The organism is Serratia proteamaculans (assembly GCF_949794035.1).
Taxonomy (GTDB): domain Bacteria; phylum Pseudomonadota; class Gammaproteobacteria; order Enterobacterales; family Enterobacteriaceae; genus Serratia; species Serratia proteamaculans.
In genome coordinates this window covers 4427599-4452407 of record NZ_OX461105.1, presented here as the reverse complement: position 1 = coordinate 4452407, position 24809 = coordinate 4427599, and the positions used below count along the sequence as shown (strand labels likewise).

Sequence of the window (24809 nt, the reverse complement as noted above, 5' to 3'; positions counted from 1 at the left end):
TCAGTTGGGTCATGCAGAGTCAGCCGCAGGTGCCCGACGATTCAAACTGAGGCGGTAGAGCAGGAAGATGGCGGCAGAGCCCACCAACACCGGCAGCGCCAGCCAGATAAAGAACACTTCAGAGGAACCCGCAGCGGCAATCATCCAGGCTCCGAGCATCGAACCGACGATGGAACCGAAGCGGCCACTGGCCATCGCCCAGCTTACCCCGGTGACGCGAGCCGCAGTGGGGTAGATAGTGGCGGAAACCAGATTCAAACCGTTCTGTGCACCAGCCACGCCGAAACCGATGAGGAACACGGTGGCGGCCAGCGTATAGACATCACCCATCAAATAGCCGGTGGCACCGACAACCAGCGCTGCACCCAGGTAGGACAGGGCCAGCACCCGGTAAGGCCCAACCCGGTCCATCAGCAGCGCCATCAGGATGGCCCCGAGAGTGCCGCCCAGTGGCACCATCGCCCCAATGCGTGATGCGTGGACGATATCGTAACCGGCATCCTTGAGAATGCTCGGCAGCCAACTGGTGAGTTGGTAAAACACGAACAGCGAGCAGAAGAAGGCCAGCCACAGCAGCAGGGTACGCACCGCGCGGCCTTCGATGAACAGGTGCGATATCGGCGATCTGACCTGCGTTGGGCGCTCGTCATCAATAATCGCCACGCCGGCCCAGCTTTTACCAGTAATGCGTTCGACCACCAGACGTAACCTATCGGCATGTTTTGGGCTGGAAGTCATAAAGCGCACGGACTCGGGCATCTGCCAGGCCAGCAATGGCAGCAGCAACAACGGCACAATACCACCGAGCATCAGTACGCCACGCCAGCCGAACGCCGGGATAATCTGCCCGGCAAGCAGACCGCCCAGAGCCAGACCGGCGGTGAAACCGCTCCAACTCAGAGTGACCATGATCATCCGCCGACGTGCCGGGGAGTACTCCGAACTGAGGGTGATACAGGTGGGCATTGCGCCACCCAAACCGATGCCAGTGATTAAACGCAGCAGGGTCAGCGACTCGATGGAATAGGTATAGGCCGAGGCCAGGGTGCCCCCGCCAAAGATCAGTATCGAGACCAGCAGCACGCGTTTGCGGCCAATGGCATCGGCGACCGGACCGAAGATCAGACTGCCGATTAACAGGCCCAGCAACCCCGCGCCGAAGGCAGGAGATAACTGTGCAGGCAGCAGACCCCACTCTTCACGCAGGGCAGGGGCAATGTAACCAATGACCGCGGTATCAAAACCGTCCAACAGGACGATCAGAAAGCACAGGCTGAGGATCAGGATCTGGTAAGGCGAGATCTTCGCGTTGTCGATGATCTCACTGATACGAGCGGTGTTTTGGCTCATGGAGGTTCCACTTGAATAGACGAGTGTGGAGCTGGCTGGAGGGCAATGTAGGCGTCAGGTTCTTGCTGAAACGGGCCTGATCCAAAGCCGCTTTGGCTTGCATGGCGTAGAGCCCCGAGTATACACCAGAGCCTGGGGCTTGCGGAGGATGCAGTAGGGGGAGATGTTGATGAGTTTTTCAATGGTAAGAAGCTTAACCGCTGTCTCCATCGTTTCCGCATCTTCGATGCTCATACTCAGGGACAGGCGCTACTGGGAATAATGTTCCTGAAAAAACCAGGAGGATGACGTCTTGGCCACCTCCTGGCGTTTCTAAAATGCTGATATTTAGCTTACGAATTTGCTGAAAACGACGGTAAAACATCCTCAATCAGTTCCTGTAATACCTCTTTCGCCGGGCGCTTGCTTGGCTTGAGATTCAGCGCGATATGAGATACGCCAACGCTCTCCTGCTGCTTCCAGTATTCCATCAGGGTGTTTCGGCCCGCGCTCATGAATACATTATTGAACAGGCGTAAAGGTTCATCCGGGTTTTCACTTAAATCCAGGAAGTTCGAATAGCCAAACGGATGCCATGTCTTGCCATCTCCAAGTTCGGCAATTTCATTCACGATATCACCCGAGCGTTTAGGATCAACGCCATGCCAAATCCAGGCATCAGATTGATTGGCGAACCAGGACATCTCCTGACGGGCACGGCCAATGGTGATCATTGGCAGGCGTGGAACGGTCGGTTTTGGCACTAAATCAATCCCGCCGTTGAAGTTGCCGTAATATTCTGTCGAGCCTTTGGGGAAACTGTTTTCAGTCAGCAGACGAACAACATCCCATGCTTCTCTGAAACGATCGGCTCGATTGTTAAATTCATAACCAAAGGCTGGATACTCAACCGGACGGTCACCACTCGACATTCCCAGAAGAAAGCGCCCACCTGACAGACGATCCACACTCGCCGCTTGCTTGGCGGTAAGCACAGGATTACGCAGTGGAGATACAATCCCGGCACTGCCTAATGCGATATTTTTGGTGATCGCAGCGAGGTAGCCTAAATCTACCATCGGATCATAGACCTGACCGACATCACCAAAATTAGGATCGTAGAAAGGAACATCGCGTACCCACAAGGCAGAAATCCCACCCTCATCGGCCATTTGCGCTAATTCGCGGTGATCGTCCATATTTGGAATCGGGCCTTCAGGATATCCTTTAAAGGGGGCAATAAGACCAAAGGTCAGTTTACCCGGCTGAAATACACGTTTGAAAGCAGTATGTTGTTGGAGGTGCAGCGGCAGTGTAAGTTTTGACATATTAATACCTGCTAATTAGTTTAATTAAGTCTGTCGCAACACAATAAAACAAAAATTCGGGAATGTGCTTCCCATATGACGGGACGGAATTGCTCAGAAGGATTTTAAATAAAGGCAGCTCGCTATATGAACGGGTTTGGTATATTGATAATTAAAGATAATTTTGGTGTGTTGCACGCAGGTGTTACTATCAGAATTAATATAAACATGTCATTAATGCTGGCGCAGTTAAATAAAAAACAAGTATGTAATCAACGCCCTTTCCAGGGGACGCCGTTGCTTTGCCAGTCTTCCGCAATCATGTCAACAAAACCACGAATTCTTGGGGATAAATGGCGTTTACTGGGGTAAATAATTCTTACTGGCTCAGGTTCCGTTTTATACTCGGTGAGAATGGCTGTCAGTTCTCCCTTTTCGAGAGACTGAAATACCAGGTAGTCAGGAAGCTGTATGATACCAAAGCCGGAGATAGCGGAGGAGAGCATGGCCTCGGAACTGTCGATATCCATACGGCCTGGGCCGTCGTAAATGAAATACCCCTCTGGTGTCTGATAGCGCCATGAACGACGTTTTTCAGCACTGCGTAAGAAGATGATGTCGTGTCTGGAGAGATCTTCCGGCACAACAGGCACACCGTGCAGGGAAAGGTATTCCGGCGAAGCGCAGGTGACCATGTGCTGAGTGGCGATAGTTCTGGTCAGTATCCGCGAGTCATCTTTCGGCTCTCCAATGCGGATGGCAATATCGAATCCTTCCTCGATCAGGTCAACATAGCGATCGGTAAAAACGATATATGCCCGCAACTCAGGCCACTTTTTCAAAAAACTGTCGATAACAGGAAGTATGTGACGCTGTCCCAGCGATAATGGTGCCGTCAGGCGAAGCGTTCCAGTGGGCTTTTCCCTGCGCAGAGCCATGGTTGCATCAACTTCCTCCAGGTCTTCCAGTATTTGCTTACAGCGATCGTACATAATCCGCCCCTCTTCCGTCAGACTGAGCTGACGAGTGGTCCGGTTAAGTAATCTCACGCCCAATTGTGCCTCCAGGCGTGTAATGCTTTTGCCGATAGCTGAACGAGAAAGACCAACGCTTGGCGTGGCACGGGTGTAACTCCCGGCGTCAACGGCTGCGACGAAGGCCGCAATATCACCAATACGATTCAGTTCCATCATTTTACTCTTTGAGTGAAAGCCTGTGTTTCCCGTGATATGGGAAGCACATTCCCCAAATTATCGATTAATCTTCGCATTAGCTTAACAACATGTCGTTAATAGGGCAGTTTTATTTTTGTAGCTCTGCTCCAGGTACATCAATGCCGTTTCTACCGCGTTCAGAACGGGCTGGCATTATGGGCTTTGATCGGCTCTTGGCTGACAGGATGAACAAAATGCAGCTCACTGGCGTGCAGCATCAGCCGCGGGGTCTGTTCGGTGCCGGGCAGCAGGCGACCGCCATACAGGTCGCAGCCCAAAATAGGGTGGCCCAACTGCTGGCAGTGGATGCGCAGTTGATGGGTACGCCCGGTTTCCGGGGTTAGCTGTACCCGCGTCAATGGCAGTGATCTCCCGTCTTCCAACTCGTGGTAAAAGCGTTCAATGACCCGATAGCCAGAGCGAGCTGGCTTGCCGTGGATGGCGCAAATCGACATCAGCGGGAACAGCGCCGGATCTTTGGCAATCGCTGCGTCTATCACCCCTTCGTTGTCGTCCAGATGCCCACACAGCAGTGCGCTGTACACTTTGGTCACTGTGCGCTGGCTGAACTGTTGGCAGAGGGCGGCATTGATAGCCTTATTGCGGGCAATCACCATCAACCCGGAAGTGCCGAAATCCAGGCGGTGGATCAAAGTACAGCCGGGGAATTGCTGTACCAGCCGATGATGCACCGAATCGAGATTTTGCGGATTCTTCCCCGACAGGCTGAGTAACCCGGTGGGTTTGTTGATCAGCACCAGACTCTCGTCCTGATAGAGGATCTCGATCTGGTCATGGCACGGTGGGGCAATAAAGGTATCGATAATCTTGGACATCAGGCCAACCAGAGGGAGAGTGGGTGCGGATGATAACGAATTTTAAACCGACAGGCGAATGACGACGGTTTTGGTTCAGAGCATCCTGTGGGCTGCCACGGGCAGCTTGGTACCATGAGCGGATGTTTTCAACATCATGGTGCGTTGATAATCCCTATTTATTCCATATATTACGGTGTTATGTTCCAGTCTGACATACACCCATTATTCTTGCGGGGTTGTAAGTCAGATTAACGTCCCTCCGTAGACAGTGGCATAATGATCTGAATAACTGACAGGAATCGTAGCTTCTGGGCAATCATAATAAACGGACTTGATCATGACAAAAATATTGGTTCTGATACTACTATCAGCCACTGTGGCCGGCTGTTCCCCTCTGACCCCCAAAGATTGCAAGAAAACGGGTGCGCTTGTTTCATGCACTTACGACCGCTCTGGTAAAGTCACTGATAAAGATATCTATGGTGAGCAAGCGTCTGGCCTTAAAAAGGCCCTGGATGCTGCGCTTATAAAACCCCATGCTTGGGATGGTAAAAGATGTAATGTGCATCTGGATTTCAAAATTGATGGCACCCTTCAGAATTTCATCATAAAGAGCGGCGATAAGGATTATTGTGATGCCCTGGCCGAAGCTGCCAAGCGAGCCAAATTCCCAGCATTTACTGACCAGCATGTTTACGATGTTATGGGGTCTGCGCGCTGGAATATGCACGGCCAACCATAAGTAGAAATTTATTTTTCGTATTATCACCACAAATAAGCAGATCCCGGATAAACGTTTATGGCCGGTTCTTATGGTAAACGGGTCACTAGGCCGACATTATTAGCATGGTGAGCGGCTAATACGGTACCCACGCTGAACGCCACTGCCGGTGACCTGCATTACTGTTAATGATTTCCTGAGCTAACAGTTAGCTAATTATTGCCTAGGAAAGCATTGATCATTATGAAGTTGATTGAAAATCCTCAATTATTTTCTGATTATAGTCATCCAGATAATTCTGTAGTTCATCCCTGTCGATCAAACGAACCATTGCAGATTCAGCCAGCTCTTTTGCAGACTTGGTAAAATAAGAATTTGTAACTACCATTGCTTCATCGCAGCCGTAAAACGCTTTCGCGGAGATCACTTGCTGTACTGCAGAGTTACCTACAGAGCCAGAGTAATTTTTCGCTTGAATGACCATGTTTTTATCAAACCGAGTAACGAATAGGTCTGCTCCTTGATCTTGAGTTCTCTTGGTTTCCTTAACGTCATATCCCATAGTCTGGAAAATCTCGACCAGGAAATCTTCAAACTGAAACCCATCCATTGCATCAACCAAATACATAGTGACAAATTTGTTCGGATTGAAATGCTCAAGTCGAGTAGCTAATCTATCAACTAGAATGTCAAAATAGATATTTTCGCATATAGATAGATAGTTTTTAATATTAGAAAATGAGATCAATGGTACGCTGGGAGTGGTTTCTGAATCATTATTAAACTCTATCGATGAAAAGTTTACTTTATTTTTCCAAAGATAGAAAAAGAATAATGAGAGGTCAGCCCGAAAGGTTGTGCCAGCCTCTTCTATCCATGACTTTAAAGATTCGGTTAGAGTAGGTTTAATATGCCTCTTGACCTCCTTAGCAAAGCCAGAATAAAGAGCATTAAATGATGTTGTCAGTAGTAGTTTATCCAATAATACAGGTAATTGTTCAAGCTCGTTGAAACCTTTCCTGACGAGTACTTCTCTGAAGAGGCTTAACTCCGAGTAAATACCATTATCTTCTGGATAATCTCTTTCTGATTTTTTATCATGAGAGAATCTGGATGTATAAATGAAATTTGTAAAGTATGGATCTTTAAAACTGGAATATTTTTCCAAAACATTCCCCAGTAACTGGTTGAGCTGCGATTGCTCTTTCTTTTTTCCAAATAAGTCTTTCAACATACCTTTTGATTGGTATTGAAACTCTGGATAGAAGGCCGGATTAAGGGGAGTCATCTGTTGTATATCAGATTCAGACTCTGGTGTTGGTGAGGTTCTGGTACCCCATGGCGATGATGTAACTGTCATCATTCCGGAACACCATGGACAGTTAACTTCGAAGGAGGTTTTATTACATGAATAACATTGGTAAATCATCAGAATTTCCCTATTACTCCGCTCAAAATACTATCTAGAAGATAGAATTAATTTTTGCGTTCCCATTAGTATAGAAATTCAGTTTAGACCAAATCGTCATTGGTAATCCAGGCACTTTCTAACCAGTTTTTACCAGACGCCGAAGCATCTGGTGAAAACTATTGATACTGGAACTGAGGACTGCCAACCCAATCTACTGCCCATAGTAAGCATTCTTGCCGTGCTTACGCAGGTAGTGTTTGTCCAGCAGCGCGGGCTGCATGCTGCCGATGCCTGGCGTCAGCTGACGCGAGAAAATCCCCATATAGGCAATTTCTTCCAGCACCACCGCGTTGTGCACCGCGCTGTGCGCGTCCTTGCCCCAGGCAAAGGGGCCGTGTGAGTTGACCAGCACCGCCGGAATGGCGTTCGGGCTGATGCCACGGCGACGGAAGGTATCGATAATCACCTTGCCGGTCTCCAGTTCGTAATCATGCGCAATCTCGGCCTCGGTCATCAGCCGGGTGCAGGGAATGGCACCGTAGAAGTAGTCGGCGTGGGTGGTGCCCCAGGCGGGGATGTCCAGCCCGGCCTGTGCCCAGATGGTGGCGTGGCGCGAATGGGTGTGCACGATGCCGCCAATATCGGCAAATTCGCGGTACAGCGCCAGGTGGGTGGCGGTGTCCGAAGAGGGTTTTTTGCTGCCCTCGACGGTTTGCCCACTGGCAAGGTCGACCACCACCATGTCCCCGGCCGCCATGTGTTCATATTCCACGCCGGAAGGCTTGATCACCACCAGCCCGCGTTCGCGATCCACCGCGCTGACGTTGCCCCAGGTGAAAGTCACCAGATTGTGGCGCGGCAGGTCGAGGTTGGCTTCCAGTACCTGTTGCTTCAGTTGCGGCAGCGTTAGCATGTCATACCCCCTTGTTGCATTTTTTGTTCGATCCAACGGCGTGCCTGAACGATTTCGGCCACCGGCTCTTCGGCTTTTTCGGTCCACATTTCAATCAGGAAAGCACCGCGATAGTTAAGCTGTTTCAGCGTGCGGAACACGGCGACAAAGTCGACACAGCCTTCGCCAAAGGGCACATCGCGGAACTGTCCCGGCGAGCTTTCGGTGACCGGATAGGTGTCTTTCAGGTGGATGGCGGCGATGCGATCAATACCCAGCGCCAGCTCCTGCGCCACGTCATTGCCCCAGGCGCTGAGATTGCCGACGTCCGGATAGACCGTGAACCACGGCGATGCCAGGCAGGCGTCCCAGGCTTTCCACTTGCTGATCGAGTTTATAAAAGCGGTGTCCATGATTTCCACTGCCAGCATCACCTGGGCGGCGGCGGCGCGTTCGACCGCCCATTGCATGCCTTCGGTAAAGCGGGCGAGGGTGCTTTCGTCCTGCTGCTCGTAATAAACGTCATAACCGGCGAGCTGGATGGTGCGGATACCCACGTCCTTTGCCAGTTGAATCGCCTGTTCCATCACCTCGAAGGCGCGCTGGCGCAGCGCATCGTCATGGCTGCCGAACGGAAAGCGCCGGTGGCCGGACAGGCACATCGACGGGATGCTGATGCCGGTTTCCAGCATGGCGCTGACCAGCGACAGCCGCTGTTCCTTGCTCCAGCTCAGGCGTGCCAGCCGTTCGTCACTTTCATCCACCGACATTTCGACAAAATCAAAACCGCAGGCCTTGGCCAGTGCCAGCCGCTCGGGCCAGGTCAGGTGTTTCGGCAAGGCTTTTTCATAGATTCCCAACGGGTGCTGGCGCATATCAACTTCTCCAGATGTCATCAATGACGGTGCGGAACTGACCGGCGGCGGCCAGCGGATCGGCGGCCTCCGCCAGCGCCCGGCCGACGATAAAGGCGGTGACGGCGATGTCTTTAAACAGCGGTAAATCGGTCGGTGTGATGCCACCGGTGACCGACAGCTCAATGCCCAGATCCGACAGGGCTTTCATCAGATCCAAATCTTGTTGGCTCCAGGTTTGCCCGCTGGCCTGCGCGTCGCGGCCACGGTGGTAGATCGCCTGGCGGATACCGAGTTCGCGCCACTGCCGGGCGTCGTCCAGCGTCCAGCGGCCGAACAGCTCAATCTGGATCTCGCCATGGTGTTGTTGCGCCACTTCCAGCGCACTGGCCATGGTGGCTAACGGGGCGGCGCAGATCACCGTCATCCAGTTGGCACCGTGGCTGAAGGCCTGCTGCGCCAGCGTGCCGCCGGCATCGGCTACTTTCAGGTCGGCCACCAGCGTATGTTGCGGGCAGCGTTCACGCAGCGCGCTCACCGCCTGAATACCGGCGCTGATGCATAAAATGGTACCGGCCTCGATGATGTCGACGTGCGGTTGCAGGCGGTCTGCCGTCTGCAGGGCGGCGTCCAGCCGGGTGTGATCGAGCGCCAGTTGCAGGCGCGGTTTATTGCTCATAGAGCCTCCTGACCGGGTTGATTGAGCGTTTGCAGCGTTGCCACCAGCGCCTGATAACGCTGATATTTTTTACCGTAAGCCTCTGCGGCGGCGGCATCCGGCAGCACCCGTTCGATACGCGGTGCCAACTCCCGCTGGGCAGCGGTGAAATCGCTGAAGGCGCCGCTGCCGACCATCGCTGCCATGGCCGCACCCAGGCAGCCGGTTTCTTCCACCTGCGGCAGTTCCACCGGCAGGCCGCTGACGTCGGCGAACATTTGCATCCAGGGAGCGGATTTGGCCGGGCCACCGGTGACGCGCAGAGCGGTGGCCGCAGGGAAGCGTTGCCGCATGCGGGTGAGGTGGGTCATATGGCAGAACACCACGCCTTCGTAAATTGCCTGCACCAGATGTTCGCGCTGGTGGAAGGCCTGCAGACCGTGGAAGCTGGCGCTCAGGCCCAGCCCGGCGTTGGAGCCGTACAGGAAGGGAACAAACAGCAGGCTGCTGTCGGCCTTCGGCAGCGTTGCCACCCAGTCATTGAGCTGGGCGTAGTCCTGCAAGCCCCATTGGCGGCAGAACCATTCCAGGTTGGCGGCCGAGGTCGGGCTGGCTTCGTGCACAATGTATTTACCGGCCTCGGCGTGGCGGCCATAGACAAACGGGTAGTCGAATCCTTCGGTGATTTTGTCGGTAATGCCGCTGGTGACCGACCAGGTGCCCATCACCGCGTTGAGCCGCGTTTCGTCCCGCAACCCAGCGCACAGCGCGGTGGACACCACGTCGAACAGCCCGCCGACCACCGGCGTACCCGCCAGCAGCCCGGTTGCCGCCGCAGCGGCCGCGTTAACTCGCCCGGCGATCTCACCTGAACCCACTATCGGTGGCAGTGCCGGCATGATGTCGCCGATGCCCAGCAGCTGTGCCAGCGCCGGGTCATAGCGGCCAGCGGCCATCTGGTACAGGTTGGATTCGGAGATATTGGTTTCTTCACAGGCCAGCTCGCCGGTCAGGCAGTAGCGCAGGTAATCGTGCGCCATCAACACGCTGCCAATCTGGCGATAACGTTCCGGCTGATGTTGCCGAACCCAACGAAGTAACGACACCGGGTGACCGGTCCACAGCGTTTGCCGGGTCTGCGGATACAGCGCTTGCGGCACGCCCTGTTTTTGCCATTCCTGCACCAGCGTCAGCGCACGCTGATCGGAAGACAGCATGGCGTTGCCCAGCGGCAGCCCCTGCTTGTCCAGCAGAAACGCGCCTTTGCCCTGCGCCGAGATGCCGACCGCCTGAATATCCCCGGCAGCAATCTGGTTGCGGGTCAGCAGCTCACGGATCACCTCGGCAGCGGTGTGCCACAGCGCAGGCATCTCCCGTTCCGCCCAGCCGGGCTGGGGCGAGATAATCTCCAGGTTGCGGCGAGCGATACCCAGCTCAGCGCCCTGACGGTCATACAGCCCGGCCTTGATAAAGGTGCCGCCGCAGTCCAGTCCCAGCCAATAGTCCATTATTCGGCCCTCGCACTTTGGTCGCATTTGTTCGGCAGCATCAGCGCCAGCACCGAGGCGATGGCCAGCGATACCGCCAGGCTGTAAACGCCGACGTCCTTGCTGAACAGGCTGATCAATACCCCGACCATATAGGGGCCACAGAAGCCGCCCAGATTACCCAGCGCGTTGATCACACCGCGTGCGCCACCGGCGACTTCGGCGTTGAACAGTTTGGGTGGAATGGTCCAGAACACCCCGGCTGCCGCCTGGATGAATACGCCGCAGCCGACCAGCGCGGCATAGGACCACCAGATGTGATCCTTCAACAGCACTGATAGCGCCATACAGATGGCGAAGCAGGCCAGCGGCAGTGCGACGAAGATTTTGCGTTTACCGGTACGATCAGAAAGTGAGGAAATCACCAGCATGCCGAAGATGGCGCCGATATAAGGCAGGATCGCCAACATCCCCACCTGCTCCATATTGCCGTTGGTCAGCCCCTTGAGGATGGTGGGCAGCCACAGGGTGTAGCCATAAATCCCGGTTTGGTAGAAGAAGTTCACCAGGATCAGTTGCCACATGATCTTGTCGCCCAGTACCCGGCGCAGCGAGGCGTTGCGCACCGTTTTGCCTTTGATCAGCAGTTGTTCGTCATGCAGCGTTTTGATCAGGTAGTCTTTTTCCGCTGCTGAAATCCACTTGGCCTCCTGCGGGCGGTTGCTGATGGTGAAATACCACAGCACCATCACTACCAGCGACAGTGCACCTTCCACCAGGAACAGCATGCGCCAGTCCCAGACGGTGATGATCCAGCCGGACAGCGGGGCGGTGAGAATACCGGCAATCGGTACGAACATGATGACGATGGCATTGGCGCGCCCGCGTTCCTTGTCCGGGAACCAGTTGCTGATCATGGTCAGCACCACCGGCAGCATGCCGCCCTCGGAGACGCCCAGGGCAAAGCGCAGGAACAGCAGTTGGTACTGGTTACTGACCAGCCCGGTCAGCACCGAAATGATCGCCCAGGCCAGCAGCGACCAGCCGATGAATTTTTTGCCGTTGCCGTACACCGCCAGCTTGCCGCCGGGCACCTGCAGGAACAGATAACCGATAAAGAAGATGCCGCCGGCCAGCCCGGCCATCGAGGCGGTGATACCCAGCTCGGCATCCATGCCGCCGGGCATGGCGAAGGCGATATTCACCCGGTCCATATAGGAAATGATGCAGGTAATCAGGATCGGCGGCACGATCCGCAACCAGCGTAATTTAGGGATCGCCTGGCTTTGAGTGACAGAAACAGAGGCAGTGTTCATATGTACACCTGTAGAGTCAGATTTTATTGTTTTGGTGGTTTAAGGCGTAGGGGCGCCCGCAACGGCCCGCAGGCCGATGTTTTTTTATCTTTAATTTCTTTGCTGTCGGTTAGGCGCTAAATAATTCCAGCGGTATTTTCACCACCACTTTACGAATAGCGCCGGGCTGTTGATTAATGCAGGCCGGGCGATGAACGTCCTGCGGGAAAAATACCGCAAAGTTACCGGGCTGCATGGTTAACCAGGATTCATCCGCGACCTCCTGATAAAAAATGATGTCGCGCTGCGCCAGTAACTCCTGGTGGATCCGGTTATCGCCGCGATCGGCCGCCACGCCGATCAATTCGGTGCCGCTGACCAGAAACTGCACGTCGACATTTTTGCGGTGCACTTCGGGCTGCAGATCGCCCGGCTGCTGGGTGTGCAGATCCAGCACCTGCACCACGTAGCCAGTGGCGGGATCCTGATAGCGTCCGGCGGGCAAGGCGCTGAAGTCGGTGCTTTGCAAATAGGCGATGGCGCTAGCCACCGGTGCCGGATACTGCTCCGGTGAGGTATGGGCGATATGGCCGAAGATCATGGTTATTCTCCTGTTACAGCGCCTGAATGCGCGCCCAGATGCGCTCATCCACCGGGATGCCGTCACGCATGTTTTCTGCATGAATGCGCGGGAATTTATGGCCCGGCAGGCGGATAGCCACTTCCGGGTTATCACGTTCGGCGCTGGTGATGTAGTCCATGATGCGCTGCAGTTTTGCATCGCGAGTGGCACCGTCGATCAGCCGTTCGATCTCTATGGCGATAAACACCTGCGACACGCCGTACTCATCACGGTTGTCTTCGGTCACTTCCGCCACCGAAGAGCCGCCGGACAGCAGGGTGGCGATCATATCCAGCACGATAGACAGCGCCGATCCTTTCCAGTAGCCCATCGGCAGAATGCGCCGGTTTTCTTCAATGGTGGCGGGATCGCGCGTCAGCTGACCGTCATTGTCAAAGCCGCCGTCCACCGGCAGGGTTTTGCCCGCCAGCCGGTTCAGCTCCAGCGCGCCATAGGAGAACATCGACATCGACATATCCACCATGGTGATTGGGTTGCCCGGTACCGCCACGATCAACGGGTTGGTGCCGATACGGCACTCTTTGGCCCCCCAGGGTGGCATCACGGCTGCCGAATTGGTCCAGCAAATGCCGATATACCCTTTCTCCGCCGCTTGCCAGCCGTAGCCGCCACCGCGCATCCAATGGTTGGCGTTACGCAGGGCCACCAGGCCGATGCCGTGACTGTCGGCTAACTGCATCGCGCGATCCATCATTTTGCGGGCGGTGAGGTTACCGATGCCCTGATGGGCGTCCCATTGCTCAATGGCACCCAGCGACAGCAGCTTGCTGGGTTCGGCGTCCGGCACGATATCACCCGCGTCCAACTGCTGGATAAAGCGTGGGAAACGGTTAACGCCGTGGGAGTAAACGCCGCTGGCGGAGGTGTCGGCGAACATACCGGCACAGTCATCGGCGGTGGCTTCGGCCACGCCCCGCGCCAGAAGTACGCGTTTGAATTGCTGTTTCAGATCGGGGTAACTCACTCTCATGCTGATTCTCCGCTACGGCGCATTTGTTTGTTTTATGTTCTTTAAATTTCATTATGCGAAATTGCATTTCAAATAAATGCTATACCTGCGGTTAGATGAAGTCAAAGCCAGGGGGGAGAAAGTTATTTATATAAAACAGTGTGTTAAATTAACTTGGTGAATTTGTGATCGGCGGCACGTTTTGGCCTGCTGGTGCGTTTCAGACGTGGCAAAGCAGAGCGGAACAGGCCCGCTCTGCGATCTTCATTTTTGCCCATTATCCGCGAGTATTCAGCACCATGCGGTATAACGAGGTGGTGGCGGTAATGTATAACTCATTGCCGTCCGGTCCGCCGAAGGTGCAGTTAGAGACGCGTTCCGGCAGATTGATTTTACCGAGCTGTTTACCCTGGTTGTCGAAGATCAGCACCCCGTCGGCACAGCTGCAAAACAGGTTTCCGGCCCTGTCGACACAAAAACCGTCCGGGAAACCGGGGGCAACCTGGGCGAAACGCCGACCGGCTTCCAGTTCACGTCCGTTGACCTGATACACCCGCAGTTCACTGCGCCCAAGGGTCGGGAAATCGACGATCGACATGTCTGCCACATACAGCAGCGACTCATCCGGTGAGAACGCCAGGCCGTTTGGCCGCTGTAGATCGCTGGCGGCAATGTTCAGCGAGCCGTCGCGCGGGTCAAAACAGTACAGGTAGCAGCCGATCACCTGGCTTTCCGACTTGTAACCCTCTTCATCACCGGTAATGCCATAGGGCGGATCGGTAAACCAAAGGGTGCCGTCGGAGCGAACCGCTAGGTCATTGGGGGAGTTGAAACGCTTGCCATCCACCCGATCGACCAGCATCTGTACCTCGCCGTTACTTTCGGTGCGGCTGACGCCGCGCCGCCCGTGCTCGCAACTGACCACCCGACCTTCGGCGTCGCGCGCATTGCCATTGGCGTAGTGCGACGGGGAGCGCCACAGGCTCAGTTCCCCCTGTCGCGACCAGCGGAACATGCGGTTGCCCTTCACATCGCTGAACACCACCGCATCCTGCTGCGGCAGCCACACCGGCCCCTCGGCCCAAATGGCCGGTGAGCACAGGCGTTCAAGCGGGTGGTCCGCCATCAGTTCATTCATGCTGACCTCCGCTTACTTCACGCCCCAAATGGCTTTGTAGTGGCCCTGATAATCATTCTGCGGGTCATACAGATTGCTGCTGCCACCGTCGGCAGTGATATTGTCGCGGGTCACCAGATGCGCCGGGGTAACGTAGCCGGAAGGCGGCTGTTTGGCGAAGGCGCGGTTGAACTCGTCCAGCAGCTGCCAGCCGTGCAGTTTGAGCGGTTCCGGTACCGTGGCCGACTGACTGCCCCCGGAACGGATGCGTTGGTAGGCAGAAATAGAGCCGTCGCCAGCGGAGATGCTGTAGGGCGCATTCTTGCCGCCTTTACCGGCGGTTTTTAGCGCCGGTGCCATGAAATCAAAATACAGATCGTTGATGGCCAGCGCGTACTGGAACTGGTCGCCGTATTTTTGCAGCAGGCTGAAAGTCATGGTCGGCATGCGGTTGGCGGTATCGGCCAGCGGGGTATCAATAAACTCGACCACCTTGCAGCCGCTGCATTTACCTATTTCCTCTTTCATCACATTGGCCTTGTCCAACGCGATTTGGTACAGCGAATCGGTAAAGATCAGCACGCTGGCCTTGCCGCCGGACTGCACCACCGCATATTGGGCAGCGATGCGCGCCACTTCGTTGGAGTCGGAGGTGACATTGTAAAACACGTTGTACTTGGCGATCGGTCCCGGCTCAGGCACCGCATGCCAGGCGGTCAGCACTATTCCTTGCTGGATGGCTTTCTTCAGCGGGATCTTGGCCACGTTCGGGTTCCAGCCGCCAATGACGATGCCGTCCGGCTTCTGGGCAATCGCCTGGTTCAGCGACGCCAGCTGATCTTTTACCGAGCCGCCGCCGTCCAGGGTTTCCAATTTCCAGCCGGCCGCTTTCGCCGCTTCACTCAGCCCTTCCTGCACTCCCTGCACACCGCCGTTTTTCATGTCCGAAGCGATAAAGATGATTTTCTTGTTGGCCTGTAGCTTCGGTCCGCTGGTCGGCCCGTCCCATTGGGTCACGCTGGCAGTGGCCTTGGTGACCGCCGCCGTGGCTTGATCAAGATAGGCATCGGCCCAGGCGGATGAGGCCGCGCCGGCCAGCAGCAGGGTAGTCGGTAATATCCAAAGACGTTTCATAGGGTGGACTCCTGGTTAAGGATTGATCGCTTTTTGGTTATTTTTATCAGCCGGAGTGGCTGGGATGCGTTGTACCGCTTTTTGGTTGAGTAACCGGCGGCGCTGGGCATAACCCGCCAGGGTGATCGACAGCAACAGCGTCGCGCCGTTAAACAGCGGTTCGACCCAGAAATCGCCGCCGAACTGCTGGATACCGGCGATGCCGATGGCCAGAATGGCGATGCCGACTACGGTGCCCCAGACGTTAACCCGGCCGGGACGAATAGTGGTGCTGCCGAGGAAGGCGCCAACCAGCGCCGGTAACAGGTAGTCCATGCCGACGCTGGCCTGGCCAACCCCTTGCTCGGCGGCGATCAACACTCCGCTAAAGCCAGTCAGCACGCTGGAGGCAATAAAGGCACCGATGGTAAAGCGATTGACCGAAATGCCGTTCAACCGCGCGGCCGCCGGGTTGCCGCCCACCGCGTACATGCAACGGCCCAGTGGGGTGTGTTCGGTGATCAACCACAGCACTACCGCGACGATCAACACGTAGAAGGCCACGATCGGGATCCCGCCGATCTCGGTGTGGTGCAGGGCGGTAAAGGCGTCAGGCAGATCGCCGACGATCTGTCGCCCGCCGGAGTGCCACAGCGCAATGGCATACAGCACGGTGCCGGATCCCAGCGTGGCGACAAAGCTGTCGATATCCGCCAGCGCCACCAGAATACCGTTCAACAGGCCGTACAGCGCGGAGAGTACCAGCACCGTCAGCACCGCCATCTGCCACGAAAAGCCGTATTCCACCTGCAGCGTGATGGCCAGGATATGCCACAGCACGATGCCGAAGCCGACGTTAAGGTCAATCTTGCCGACGATCATCGGGATGGTCGCCGCCAGCGCCAACAGAGCGATCTTGGCCTTGCTGGAGAGGATCGCCTGCAGCGTTAGCATTGAAGCGAACGAGGGGGAGATCAGCGAAAACAGGATCACCAGCGCAATGCACAGCAGCAGCAGGCCGTAGCGGGTGAGAACCTGCATCAGCCACGGGCCGGTACCGTCCTGTGACAGGCTGACTCTTTGCTCCAGTGCCGTTGATTTAACAGATGTTTTAGACATGACCCACCTCAGATTCTAACGTTGTCGCGAGGGTTTCCCCGGAGCTGGCGGAGGCCAGTTCCAATAAATTGGCGAATGACACCTGCTGATTTCTCAGCTCGCCGACCACTTTTCCCCGGTTAAACACCAGTGCGCGGTTGCAGATATGGGCAATTTCCTCAAAGTCGTTGGAGATCACCAATACCGCCACGCCTGCTTCCAGGGATTTATTTAACAGATGATAGATTTCTGCCCGTGCGCCCACGTCTACACCGGCGGTGGGGTCTTCCAGGATCAGCAGCGGGGCGCCCAGGTGCATCCAGCGTGCCATCACCACCTTTTGCTGGTTACCGCCGGACAGGGCGCTGATATCGATATTGACGTCCTTGGGCCGTACGTCGAACAGCTGTACTTTCCACCAACTGGCGCCAATCTCGGCCCGGCGGCTGTAGCGTGACAGCAGTTTGTGGCCGCTGGCCACAGGGTTGATAAACAGGTTTTCACGCACGCTCATCGACATCACCAGGCTTTCGCCGGTGCGGTCGCCTGCGACCAAAGAGACGCCGCAGGCCATGGCCTGCTGTGGGCTGCTGGCGGTGTAAGGCTGGTCGCGAAAGCGGATTTCGCCCTCATCGGCGTGACGCAGGCCGAACAGCAACCGGCCAATCTCTTCCTGACCGGCACCGCGCAACCCCGCCAGCGCCAGCATTTCTCCGGGCTGCAGAGTGAAGCTGACCGGGCCGATATCGCCTACCGCCACGTTATTGAGCTGTAGCACCGGTGGGCGATCCTCCGGTAAGGGTTCGCGCTGATCGTCCGCCATCGCTTCACCCACGATCATCTGCACCAGATCGCGCAGCGAGTAGTCGGCAGTATTGCCGCCCGCCACGTAGCGCCCGTCGCGCATGACACAGACCCGATCGGCGATCTCGATCACTTCATCCAGCCGGTGGGTGACGTAAATCATGCCGACCTTTTTGGCACGTAGCCGGTTAATCACCGCGAACAAATGGCGCACATCGTTGGCGGGCAAGGACGCGGTGGGTTCATCCAGCACCAGCAGTTCGGCGTTAACCGCGACCGCCCGGGCGATCGCCAGCAGCGATTTTTCGGTGCGTGACAGCTCAAAAACTCTGGCATCGGGATCCAGCGCGATGCCGACATCCTGCAGTGCCTGAACGGCGCGGCGACGGTTGGCACGCCAGTCAATCAGGCCGAAGCGGCGCGGGAAACCCATCACCAGCGCCATATTTTCCGCCACCGTCATCCACTCGATCAGCCCGAGATCCTGATGAATAAAGGCAATAGGCTGGCGGCTATCACTTTTTATTGCCGCGGCGGAGGCTATGCTGGCCCCTTGAAACTGAATATCGCCACCGTCGCGTGGGTAAACCCCGGCCAGTACTTTGATCAGCGTCGATTTGCCCGCGCCATTTTCGCCCAGCAGGGCCAGGACTTCGCCCGGCATCACCTGCAGGCTGACGTCATTCACCGCGACGTTGCCGCCAAAGCGTTTAACAATATGGCTGAGGCTAAGAATGGGTTGTTCCGCATTATCTGGTGTCATGTGATGCGCCCCTGGTCCCTGCATCCGCGATCGGCGAGATGCTGATTGGTGGTTATATCGCCTTTAAATTTCAATATGCGAAATTCAATTTCAAAAATAATATGCCGATTGCCGATCTAAAGCAAAGCCGGAGAGGTTTTAATTGTCCTTTTAAAACAATCTGTTATTTATATCTTTGCGGAATTGTGACGCACAACTCACTTCGGAAGTTAGCGGAATGTTGCGGATTTTTAACTTGCTACCGACAATGAAACGGCGTTCCGTCTTCACCTGATGCGGGCCTTGGGGTAACATTCCCGGCAAAGGGTCCGTTTACCACGCCGTGGCGTTGGCTGGCGGCTCGACACTGGAGAAATTGCGCTATGAGCCTGAAAGCTGTCGACGAGAAAGATGACAAGAAAGACAAACCCCTGGGCAGCCAAAGCCTGTTCCGCGGTTTGCAACTGATTGAGATCCTGAGTAACTTCCCTAACGGCTGCCCACTGGCGCACCTGTCTGAGTTGGCCGGCATGAACAAAAGTACCGTCCACCGCCTGCTGCAAGGGCTGCATACCAGCGGCTATGTCACCCAGGCCCCGTCGCCCGGCAGCTATCGCCTGACCACCAAGTTTATTTCTATCGGTCAGAAGGCGCTTTCCTCGCTGAATATTATCCATGTCGCTGCGCCGCACCTGGAGCAGCTCAATCTGGAAGTGGGGGAGACGGTCAACTTCTCCAGCCGCGAAGACGACCACGTCATTTTGATCTACAAGCTGGAGCCGACTACCGGCATGATGCGCACCCGTGCCTATATCGGCCAGCATATGCCGCTGTACTGCTCGGCGATGGGCAAGATTTTTATGGCCTACGGCAACAGCGATTATCCCGATCGCTACTGGCAAACCCATCAGCATGAGATCCAGACATTAACGCGCAATACCATCACCGAGCTGCCGAAGATGTATGAAGAGCTGGCCGATATCCGCCTGCGCGGCATGGCGATGGATCGCGAAGAGAATGAGCTGGGAGTGTCCTGCGTGGCGGCGCCGGTGTTTGATATTCAGCAACGGGTGCCCTATGCGGTGTCGGTTTCGCTACCGACTGCCAAGCTGCAGCAGATTGGCGTCAAAGCCCTGATTAAGCCGGTGCTGGCGACCGCGCAGCGCATTTCTCAGGAGCTGGGGTTTGTTACTCCGGCCTGATTATTAGCATTGCTGATAGTTGATTAGAAATATCAATTTCACCTAATAATTTTTTCCTCCTATGATGCGCGTATTGACCGATACGCGCCGCTGCCCGGCGCTTTGTTCTCTGTGAGGAATACCATGTTAGCTGTCTTTTTACAGGGCTTTGCCCTGAGTGCCGCGATGATCCTGCCGCTGGGCCCGCAAAATGTTTTTGTCATGAATCAGGGCATTCGGCGTCAGTACCACCTGATGGTCGCGTCGCTGTGTGCGTTGAGTGATATCGTGCTGATCTGCGGGGGGATTTTCGGTGGCAGTGCCTTGCTGAGTCGTTCGCCGCTGTTGCTGGCGTTGGTAACCTGGGGCGGCGTCGCCTTTTTGCTGTGGTACGGCTGGGGGGCGTTTCGCACCGCCTTCAGTCGGCAACTGGCACTGGCAACCGCTGAGGAACTGAAGCAGAGCCGCTGGCGGCTGGTGGTCACCATGCTGGCGGTGACCTGGCTGAATCCGCACGTCTATCTCGACACCTTTGTGGTGCTGGGCAGCCTGGGCGGCCAACTGACGCCGGATGTTCGTTCCTGGTTTGCGTTGGGTGCGGTGAGCGCTTCCATCGTTTGGTTCTTCGCGCTGGCGCTGTTGGCTTCCTGGCTGGCACCCTGGCTGAACACCCGAATGGCGCAGCGCATCATCAATACGCTGGTCGGCGTGGTGATGTGGGGCATCGCTTTGCAGTTGGCCTGGCAGGGGGCAGGTTTATAAGAATTTGTCACTAATCCGAATTCAAAAGCCCGCGCGATATGCTACGTTTGATGCCAAGGAACCGGCTGTTCTCAGCAGAGAAAGGCCGGTAAATCAGTTACAGCCTGTCATCAAGGAGACACTGTGAAGCTTAAAGCATTGGCTATGGCCGCAATGGTTGGATTAGGGACGTTACCTCTGGCGCTGCAAGCGGCAGAAGTGCCGGAAGGGCCACACGTGGTGACCTCGGGCACATCCAGCGTTGACGCGACGCCTGATATCGCCACCCTGGCGATCGAGGTCAGCGTCTCTTCCAAAGACGCCGCACAGGCGAAAAAGCAGGTTGATGAGCGCGTAGCGCAATATTTTGATTTCCTGCAGAAAAATAACATTGAGAGGAAAGACATCAGCGCCGCCAACCTGCGCACCCAGCCGGAATATGACTACCTGAAAACCGGTGAGTCGGTGCTGAAAGGCTACCGTGCGGTACGTCAGGTGCAGGTGACGCTGCGTCAGTTGGATAAGTTGAACGAGCTGCTGGACGGCGCGTTGAAATCCGGCCTGAATGAGATCCGCGCCGTTGAGCTGGGCGTGGCGAAACCGGACGTTTACCGTGAGCAGGCGCGTCAGAAAGCCATCGAGAACGCCACTCAGCAGGCGGCTTCATTGGCGAAAGGCTTTAACGCCAAGCTGGGGCCGGTTTACAGCATTCGTTATCACGTTGCCAACTACCAGCCGATGCCGGTAGCACGCATGTATAAATCGGCGGGTGCAGCGGCGGAAAGCGACGCGGCGCAAACCTACGAACAGCAAAGCATTCACTTTGACGATCAGGTGGATGTGGTATTTGAGTTGCAGCGCAACGCGGCGCAATAATATACCCGTCATACTTGAAGCTGCATCTGTGTTGGCTGCAGGCAGTCACCCCAGTTACTTACTTGAGTAAGCTCCTGGGGACTCCTGCCTTGGCCGCCTTGATGCAACTCCAATTATTTAGGGTATAAGATGGGTCTTTCAGACTACTGATAAAGCCCGTTATTAGGGAGAGCGCACCCTCGGTGCGCTAGGCCCGGGTATCTCGGGCTTAAAAACAACCTGAACAGCAACCTTTTCTATTTAATCCTGGCGCAGAACCTGGCGACCATGCTCGAGCAGGGCATCGGTCACTTTACGCATCATGCGGCTCTCTGGCGCGAAGCGGTGCCAGAACAGCATGCGGCGCTGGAACAGGCCTGGCGTCAGATCGATCAGTTCGCCCGAGTCCAACTCTTTCTCAATCTGCAGATGCGGGATCATACAGCAGGTGGTGCCCTGACGCGCCAACTGCACGAAGGCTTCCGATGAGTTGACGATATGGCAGGGCACGCTACCCGGCGACAGATCAAAGTTCTGCTGCAGGAAAGCCTGGTGCATGTCGTCGAGATGGTCGAATGCCACCGCCGGCGCTTTCAGCAGCGCGGAGCGCGTAACCCCGTTCGGGAAGTAGCGCTCGGCAAAACCTTTCGAGGCGACAAACAGATAATCCAGCGCGCCCAGTTGGTCCACCAGACAGCTTGGCAGCGGCTGCGGCTGGATACTCACCGCACCCACCACTTCACCGCGGCGCAGGCGTTCCTGAGTCCGGGTCTCGTCTTCTACCTGCAGGTTCAGACGGATCGGAGAATCGGTCAGCACCGGCTTCAGCGCCGGCAGCAGCCAGGTTGCCAGGCTGTCGGCGTTAACCGCCAGCGACAGCAGCAGCGGCGTATCAATGCCGGTGTCGTTGCCCAGCCACTCTTCTTCCAGCAATTCCACCTGGTGCAGCAGCGCCAGCAGCTTCTGGCCCTGTTCGGTCGGACGTGGCGGCACGGTACGTACCAGCAGCGGTTGGCCAAACAGGTTTTCCAACTGCTTGATGCGCTGGGATACTGCCGATTGTGTGATGCAAAGTTTTTGCGCGGCGCGCTCAAAGCCACGCTCACGGATCACCGCGTCCAGCGCTTGTAGCGTTCGATAGTCTGGGCGTTTCATCGGAAAGATATCCCTTAAAGTAAATTGATACTGGCACTATGCCACATCTCTGGTGTTTTACAGGTGGAAAATCACCGGGCCATCTTGCCGCGGCGCGCCTAAAAATGCGGCTCAGGGTGAAGAAGTGTGATCCTGCCTAAGTGAAAAATAGCGATTTACCCTATAATACGCACACGTTTTCGTACAGAGGCAATGGACATATTATGACGCAGGATGAACTGAAAAAAGCGGTTGGCTGGGCAGCGCTGGATTACGTGACCCCGGGCACCATCGTCGGGGTGGGTACCGGCTCGACCGCCGCCCACTTTATTGACGCGCTCGGCTCGATCAAACACCAGATCGAAGGGGCGGTGTCCAGCTCCGACGCCTCCACTGCCAAGCTGAAAAGCCTCGGTATCCACGTGTTCGACAGCAACGAAGTGGATTCGCTGGATATTTATGTCGACGGCGCGGATGAAATCAACCGCCAGATGCAGATGATCAAAGGCGGCGGCGCTGCGCTGACGCGTGAAAAAATCATTGCCGCCATCGCGCGCAAGTTTATCTGTATTGTCGACTCCACCAAGCAGGTCGACGTGCTGGGTAAATTCCCGCTGCCGGTAGAAGTGATCCCAATGGCGCGCTCCTACGTGGCGCGTGAGCTGGTGAAGCTGGGCGGACTGCCGGAGTATCGTCAGAATGTCCTGACCGATAACGGCAACGTGATCCTGGATGTGCATAATCTCAGCATTCTCGATGCCATTGCGCTGGAAAATAAAATCAATGGCATCGCCGGTGTAGTGACCGTGGGGCTGTTTGCCAACCGTGGCGCCGACGTGGCGCTGGTCGGCACGCCTGATGGCGTGAAGGTCATCGGATAATGTAGAACCCTCTACAGGTATGCGGTCTTGGATCCCACCGGGCCGCATAATTCACTGGTTAAAATATCTTTTATTAAAAGCGCTAAATTTGGTGACATATGTCACATTACGAGCGATAGCTCCACGAAGCTTCTGCCTATTTCTTTCCCTATGGCATTTTCTGCCAGAAACCAGCAACAACGCTGAGCCTTGTCCTGACGGGCGGGCAATCGTTTGTATTGCCGCCTGCGTTATTTTTGTTATGTTGGATGCGTGCTGTTTCACAACAGCCGCTTCTGAAGTCTGAACATAGGGTCGGGTAAATGGCAAAAGTATCATTGGAGAAAGACAGGATTAAATTCCTGTTGGTGGAAGGGGTTCATCAGAGCACGGTAGATAATCTGCTGGCAGCCGGATATACCAACATTGAATATCACAAAGGTGCGTTAGACACCGAATCGCTTAAGGCATCGATCCGCGATGCTCACTTCGTCGGCATCCGATCGCGTACGCATCTGTCCGAAGAAGTTTTCGCCGCTGCAGAAAAGCTGGTGGCGGTAGGGTGTTTCTGTATCGGTACTAACCAGGTTGATCTGAAGGCGGCGACCAAGCGCGGCGTTCCGGTGTTTAACGCACCTTTCTCTAATACCCGATCCGTGGCCGAAATGGTGCTGGGCGAGTTGCTGCTGATGTTGCGCGGCATTCCGTCCGCCAACGCCAAGGCACACCGCGGTGAATGGCAGAAACTGGCCGTGGGCTCGTTTGAGGCGCGCGGTAAGAAGCTGGGGATTATCGGCTACGGCCATATCGGCACCCAGTTGGGTATCCTGGCCGAAGGCCTGGGCATGAAAGTGTTCTTCTACGATATCGAGAACAAGCTGCCGTTGGGCAATGCCCAACAGGTACGCCACCTGTCCGATTTGCTCAACATGAGCGACGTAGTGACGCTGCACGTGCCGGAAACCCTGTCGACCAAGAATATGATGGGTGCAGAAGAGCTGGCGTTGATGAAGCCGGGCTCAATTCTGATCAACGCCTCGCGCGGTACCGTGGTGGATATTCCTGAACTGTGCAAAGTATTGGCCAGCAAGCATTTGGCCGGTGCGGCGATCGACGTCTTCCCGGAAGAACCTGCGACCAACAGTGAGCCGTTCAACTCACCGTTGTGCGAGTTCGACAACGTGATCCTGACCCCACACATTGGCGGTTCGACTCAGGAAGCGCAGGAGAACATCGGTGACGAAGTGGCCGGTAAGCTGGCGAAATACTCCGACAACGGTTCGACCCTGTCGGCGGTTAACTTCCCGGAAGTGTCATTGCCAGCGCATGGCCCTAATGCCAGCCGTCTGCTGCACATCCATGAAAACCGTCCTGGCGTACTGACGCAGATTAACCAGATCTTCGCTGAAGAAGGGGTGAACATCGCCGCGCAGTACCTGCAAACCGGTCCGGAAATCGGCTACGTGGTGATCGACATCGAAGCTGAAACTGAACGTGCCGACGCGGCACTGCAACGTATGAAGGCGATTGCCGGCACTATCCGTGCTCGCTTGCTGCTCTGATTGAACGCGTTGTAACAACCAAGG

At 55.7% G+C, this 24809-nt stretch carries 23 protein-coding genes; 6 read left to right on the top strand and 17 right to left on the bottom strand.

Annotated elements, in window-relative coordinates:
• Positions 1 to 9: 9 nt before the first annotated feature.
• From QOT07_RS20720 to QOT07_RS20705, 4 genes are all read right to left on the bottom strand, one after another.
• Positions 10 to 1350 carry an MFS transporter gene (locus tag QOT07_RS20720; RefSeq protein ID WP_207979470.1) on the bottom strand — a complete coding sequence of 447 codons (1341 nt, stop codon included), beginning with the start codon at positions 1348 to 1350 and terminating at the stop codon, positions 10 to 12.
• Between the two features lie 332 nt (positions 1351 to 1682).
• A complete protein-coding gene (locus QOT07_RS20715; RefSeq protein ID WP_099065304.1) occupies positions 1683 to 2657 on the bottom strand; it encodes an LLM class oxidoreductase in 975 nt (324 codons plus the stop codon).
• A 251-nt stretch (positions 2658 to 2908) separates the two neighbouring features.
• Entirely contained in the window at positions 2909 to 3826 is a 918-nt protein-coding gene (locus QOT07_RS20710) for a LysR substrate-binding domain-containing protein (RefSeq protein ID WP_099065329.1), read from the bottom strand.
• 161 nt (positions 3827 to 3987) lie between these two features.
• Positions 3988 to 4686: an RluA family pseudouridine synthase gene (locus tag QOT07_RS20705; protein ID WP_261425305.1), complete on the bottom strand. Its 699-nt coding sequence runs from the start codon at positions 4684 to 4686 to the stop codon at positions 3988 to 3990.
• Positions 4687 to 5005: 319 nt separating this feature from the next.
• Here QOT07_RS20705 and QOT07_RS20700 point away from each other — a divergent pair, with 319 nt between their 5' ends.
• Positions 5006 to 5410 (top strand): cell envelope integrity TolA C-terminal domain-containing protein, encoded by a 405-nt coding sequence (locus QOT07_RS20700; protein ID WP_283603844.1) that lies wholly within the window; start codon positions 5006 to 5008, stop codon positions 5408 to 5410.
• Between the two features lie 220 nt (positions 5411 to 5630).
• Here the strand turns inward: QOT07_RS20700 and QOT07_RS20695 are convergent, their stop codons facing one another.
• The 12 genes from QOT07_RS20695 to QOT07_RS20640 all read right to left on the bottom strand — a co-directional run bounded on the left by QOT07_RS20695 (position 5631) and on the right by QOT07_RS20640 (position 18473).
• Positions 5631 to 6818 carry a restriction endonuclease gene (locus tag QOT07_RS20695; protein WP_283603842.1) on the bottom strand — a complete coding sequence of 396 codons (1188 nt, stop codon included), beginning with the start codon at positions 6816 to 6818 and terminating at the stop codon, positions 5631 to 5633.
• 193 nt (positions 6819 to 7011) lie between these two features.
• Positions 7012 to 7713: an L-ribulose-5-phosphate 4-epimerase gene (gene araD, locus QOT07_RS20690; RefSeq protein ID WP_099065308.1), complete on the bottom strand. Its 702-nt coding sequence runs from the start codon at positions 7711 to 7713 to the stop codon at positions 7012 to 7014.
• Positions 7707 to 8567, bottom strand: a complete 861-nt coding sequence (locus QOT07_RS20685) for an L-ribulose-5-phosphate 3-epimerase (RefSeq protein WP_085118762.1) — start codon at positions 8565 to 8567, stop codon at positions 7707 to 7709. Before QOT07_RS20685 ends, araD begins: the two co-directional genes overlap by 7 nt.
• A gap of 1 nt (position 8568) precedes the next feature.
• Positions 8569 to 9225, bottom strand: coding sequence for a 3-keto-L-gulonate-6-phosphate decarboxylase UlaD (ulaD, locus tag QOT07_RS20680; protein ID WP_283603841.1), 657 nt, complete (start codon positions 9223 to 9225; stop codon positions 8569 to 8571).
• A complete protein-coding gene (locus tag QOT07_RS20675) occupies positions 9222 to 10712 on the bottom strand; it encodes an FGGY-family carbohydrate kinase (protein ID WP_283603840.1) in 1491 nt (496 codons plus the stop codon). The genes ulaD and QOT07_RS20675 overlap by 4 nt, the downstream gene beginning before the upstream one ends.
• Positions 10712 to 12007 carry an MFS transporter gene (locus QOT07_RS20670; RefSeq protein ID WP_262210424.1) on the bottom strand — a complete coding sequence of 432 codons (1296 nt, stop codon included), beginning with the start codon at positions 12005 to 12007 and terminating at the stop codon, positions 10712 to 10714. The genes QOT07_RS20675 and QOT07_RS20670 overlap by 1 nt, the downstream gene beginning before the upstream one ends.
• A 109-nt stretch (positions 12008 to 12116) precedes the next feature.
• Positions 12117 to 12587 carry a NanQ anomerase/TabA/YiaL family protein gene (locus tag QOT07_RS20665; RefSeq protein WP_283603839.1) on the bottom strand — a complete coding sequence of 157 codons (471 nt, stop codon included), beginning with the start codon at positions 12585 to 12587 and terminating at the stop codon, positions 12117 to 12119.
• A gap of 13 nt (positions 12588 to 12600) precedes the next feature.
• Positions 12601 to 13599: a 3-dehydro-L-gulonate 2-dehydrogenase gene (gene yiaK, locus QOT07_RS20660; RefSeq protein WP_099065314.1), complete on the bottom strand. Its 999-nt coding sequence runs from the start codon at positions 13597 to 13599 to the stop codon at positions 12601 to 12603.
• A 256-nt stretch (positions 13600 to 13855) separates the two neighbouring features.
• Positions 13856 to 14716 carry an SMP-30/gluconolactonase/LRE family protein gene (locus tag QOT07_RS20655; protein WP_283603838.1) on the bottom strand — a complete coding sequence of 287 codons (861 nt, stop codon included), beginning with the start codon at positions 14714 to 14716 and terminating at the stop codon, positions 13856 to 13858.
• Between the two features lie 12 nt (positions 14717 to 14728).
• Entirely contained in the window at positions 14729 to 15829 is a 1101-nt protein-coding gene (locus QOT07_RS20650; protein ID WP_099065316.1) for an ABC transporter substrate-binding protein, read from the bottom strand.
• A gap of 15 nt (positions 15830 to 15844) precedes the next feature.
• On the bottom strand, positions 15845 to 16927 hold the full coding sequence (locus QOT07_RS20645; protein ID WP_085118751.1) for an ABC transporter permease: 1083 nt from the start codon (positions 16925 to 16927) through the stop codon (positions 15845 to 15847).
• Positions 16920 to 18473, bottom strand: a complete 1554-nt coding sequence (locus QOT07_RS20640; RefSeq protein WP_283603837.1) for a sugar ABC transporter ATP-binding protein — start codon at positions 18471 to 18473, stop codon at positions 16920 to 16922. Before QOT07_RS20640 ends, QOT07_RS20645 begins: the two co-directional genes overlap by 8 nt.
• A gap of 362 nt (positions 18474 to 18835) precedes the next feature.
• Here QOT07_RS20640 and QOT07_RS20635 point away from each other — a divergent pair, with 362 nt between their 5' ends.
• From QOT07_RS20635 to QOT07_RS20625, 3 genes are all read left to right on the top strand, one after another.
• Positions 18836 to 19654 (top strand): IclR family transcriptional regulator, encoded by an 819-nt coding sequence (locus tag QOT07_RS20635; RefSeq protein WP_099065318.1) that lies wholly within the window; start codon positions 18836 to 18838, stop codon positions 19652 to 19654.
• Between the two features lie 123 nt (positions 19655 to 19777).
• Entirely contained in the window at positions 19778 to 20395 is a 618-nt protein-coding gene (gene argO / locus QOT07_RS20630) for an arginine exporter ArgO (RefSeq protein WP_085118746.1), read from the top strand.
• A 123-nt stretch (positions 20396 to 20518) separates the two neighbouring features.
• Positions 20519 to 21250 (top strand): oxidative stress defense protein, encoded by a 732-nt coding sequence (locus QOT07_RS20625; protein ID WP_283603836.1) that lies wholly within the window; start codon positions 20519 to 20521, stop codon positions 21248 to 21250.
• 240 nt (positions 21251 to 21490) lie between these two features.
• Here the strand turns inward: QOT07_RS20625 and QOT07_RS20620 are convergent, their stop codons facing one another.
• Positions 21491 to 22384, bottom strand: coding sequence for a LysR family transcriptional regulator ArgP (locus tag QOT07_RS20620; RefSeq protein ID WP_037418226.1), 894 nt, complete (start codon positions 22382 to 22384; stop codon positions 21491 to 21493).
• 203 nt (positions 22385 to 22587) lie between these two features.
• On the opposite strand from QOT07_RS20620, the gene rpiA reads away from it, so the two are divergent.
• Positions 22588 to 23244 (top strand): ribose-5-phosphate isomerase RpiA, encoded by a 657-nt coding sequence (gene rpiA, locus QOT07_RS20615; protein ID WP_085118743.1) that lies wholly within the window; start codon positions 22588 to 22590, stop codon positions 23242 to 23244.
• Positions 23245 to 23546: 302 nt separating this feature from the next.
• A complete protein-coding gene (gene serA / locus QOT07_RS20610) occupies positions 23547 to 24785 on the top strand; it encodes a phosphoglycerate dehydrogenase (protein WP_099065321.1) in 1239 nt (412 codons plus the stop codon).
• The last annotated feature ends 24 nt before the right edge of the window (positions 24786 to 24809 follow it).

Coding starts and splice junctions, on each gene's coding strand:
- QOT07_RS20685 (WP_085118762.1), bottom strand. CDS start 8,567: ATGCGCCAGCACCCGTTGGGAATCTATGAAAAAGCCTTGCCGAAACAC.
- QOT07_RS20665 (WP_283603839.1), bottom strand. CDS start 12,587: ATGATCTTCGGCCATATCGCCCATACCTCACCGGAGCAGTATCCGGCA.
- serA (WP_099065321.1), top strand. CDS start 23,547: ATGGCAAAAGTATCATTGGAGAAAGACAGGATTAAATTCCTGTTGGTG.
- QOT07_RS20650 (WP_099065316.1), bottom strand. CDS start 15,829: ATGAAACGTCTTTGGATATTACCGACTACCCTGCTGCTGGCCGGCGCG.
- araD (WP_099065308.1), bottom strand. CDS start 7,713: ATGCTAACGCTGCCGCAACTGAAGCAACAGGTACTGGAAGCCAACCTC.
- QOT07_RS20645 (WP_085118751.1), bottom strand. CDS start 16,927: ATGTCTAAAACATCTGTTAAATCAACGGCACTGGAGCAAAGAGTCAGC.
- QOT07_RS20710 (WP_099065329.1), bottom strand. CDS start 3,826: ATGGAACTGAATCGTATTGGTGATATTGCGGCCTTCGTCGCAGCCGTT.
- QOT07_RS20705 (WP_261425305.1), bottom strand. CDS start 4,686: ATGTCCAAGATTATCGATACCTTTATTGCCCCACCGTGCCATGACCAG.
- ulaD (WP_283603841.1), bottom strand. CDS start 9,225: ATGAGCAATAAACCGCGCCTGCAACTGGCGCTCGATCACACCCGGCTG.
- rpiA (WP_085118743.1), top strand. CDS start 22,588: ATGACGCAGGATGAACTGAAAAAAGCGGTTGGCTGGGCAGCGCTGGAT.
- QOT07_RS20655 (WP_283603838.1), bottom strand. CDS start 14,716: ATGAATGAACTGATGGCGGACCACCCGCTTGAACGCCTGTGCTCACCG.
- yiaK (WP_099065314.1), bottom strand. CDS start 13,599: ATGAGAGTGAGTTACCCCGATCTGAAACAGCAATTCAAACGCGTACTT.
- argO (WP_085118746.1), top strand. CDS start 19,778: ATGTTAGCTGTCTTTTTACAGGGCTTTGCCCTGAGTGCCGCGATGATC.
- QOT07_RS20715 (WP_099065304.1), bottom strand. CDS start 2,657: ATGTCAAAACTTACACTGCCGCTGCACCTCCAACAACATACTGCTTTC.
- QOT07_RS20635 (WP_099065318.1), top strand. CDS start 18,836: ATGAGCCTGAAAGCTGTCGACGAGAAAGATGACAAGAAAGACAAACCC.
- QOT07_RS20720 (WP_207979470.1), bottom strand. CDS start 1,350: ATGAGCCAAAACACCGCTCGTATCAGTGAGATCATCGACAACGCGAAG.
- QOT07_RS20675 (WP_283603840.1), bottom strand. CDS start 10,712: ATGGACTATTGGCTGGGACTGGACTGCGGCGGCACCTTTATCAAGGCC.
- QOT07_RS20640 (WP_283603837.1), bottom strand. CDS start 18,473: ATGACACCAGATAATGCGGAACAACCCATTCTTAGCCTCAGCCATATT.
- QOT07_RS20695 (WP_283603842.1), bottom strand. CDS start 6,818: ATGATTTACCAATGTTATTCATGTAATAAAACCTCCTTCGAAGTTAAC.
- QOT07_RS20700 (WP_283603844.1), top strand. CDS start 5,006: ATGACAAAAATATTGGTTCTGATACTACTATCAGCCACTGTGGCCGGC.
- QOT07_RS20620 (WP_037418226.1), bottom strand. CDS start 22,384: ATGAAACGCCCAGACTATCGAACGCTACAAGCGCTGGACGCGGTGATC.
- QOT07_RS20670 (WP_262210424.1), bottom strand. CDS start 12,007: ATGAACACTGCCTCTGTTTCTGTCACTCAAAGCCAGGCGATCCCTAAA.